Source organism: Dokdonella soli (assembly GCF_039523175.1).
In the GTDB taxonomy this organism is placed as follows: domain Bacteria; phylum Pseudomonadota; class Gammaproteobacteria; order Xanthomonadales; family Rhodanobacteraceae; genus Dokdonella_A; species Dokdonella_A soli.
In genome coordinates, this window is the sequence record NZ_BAAAEU010000049.1 from 1 (window position 1) to 1000 (window position 1000).

Annotated in this window: 1 protein-coding gene; it reads right to left on the bottom strand. The window is 64.0% G+C overall.

All coding sequences use genetic code 11. From position 1 onward, the window contains the following. The coding region (locus tag ABD002_RS19575) for a condensation domain-containing protein (protein WP_343794304.1) at window positions 1-1000 on the bottom strand (1000 nt) is incomplete at both ends.

A 1000-nucleotide genomic window follows, 5' to 3' on the forward strand; every position in this document is an offset into this window, starting at 1 on the left:
ACTGATCGCGCGGATACTCCCGCTGCGTTGCATTCCATTCCTCCACCACCTGCCGGCGTTCCGCCACCGGCAGCCAGGGCAACTGATGGACTGCCTGCGTCTCATCCGCCACCATCGCCTCGAGCAACGTGCGCCAGTAACCCAGATAGCGCTCCACCGTCGAGCGGTCGAACAATGCTGTGGCGTACTCGATGCCGCCAGCAATCTCCTCTCCCGCTTCCTGCAACACCAGCGTCATATCGAACTTCGCCGCCATGTAGGGCGTCCGTCCAACCGGCGACAACGTCAGCCCCGGCAGTTCCAGCTTCCCTTCCGGCGCGTTCTGCCACGCGAACATCACTTGGAACAGCGGGCTGTGCGCCAGGCTCCGCACCGGCCGCGCCACCTCCACCACTTGCTCAAACGGGATGTCCTGGTGCTGCTGTGCCGCCAGCGCCTGCGTCTTGACCCGCAACAGCAACTCCGCCACCGTCGGCGAACCGGTCAGATCCAGCCGCAACACCAGCGTGTTGACAAAAAACCCGATCAGACCCTCGATCTCCTGCCGCCCGCGGTTTGCCGTCGGCGTGCCAATGCTCACGTCTTCCTGGCCCGTCAGCCGCGACAACAGCACCGCCCAGCTCCCCAGCAGCGTCATGTATAACGTCGTTCCATGACGCCGGCTCAGATCCTTGAGCCGGTTCGTCAACGTCTCATCCAGCCGGCAGTCCACGAATGCACCCGTATAATCCTGCTGCGCTGGACGCGCTCGATCCATCGGCAGATCCAGCAATGCCGGCGCACCCGCCAGCGTCGCTCGCCAGTAATCTGCCTGCTGCTGTAACAGCTCTCCGCTCATCCAGCGTCGTTGCCACGCGGCATAGTCCGCGTATTGCACCGGCAGCGCCGGCAAGCCTTCCGCCTCCCCACGGCAGTACGCGCCGTACAACGCACTCAACTCGTTGACCAGCACGCCCATCGACCAGCCATCCGACACGATGTGGTGTTGCGTGATCAGCAG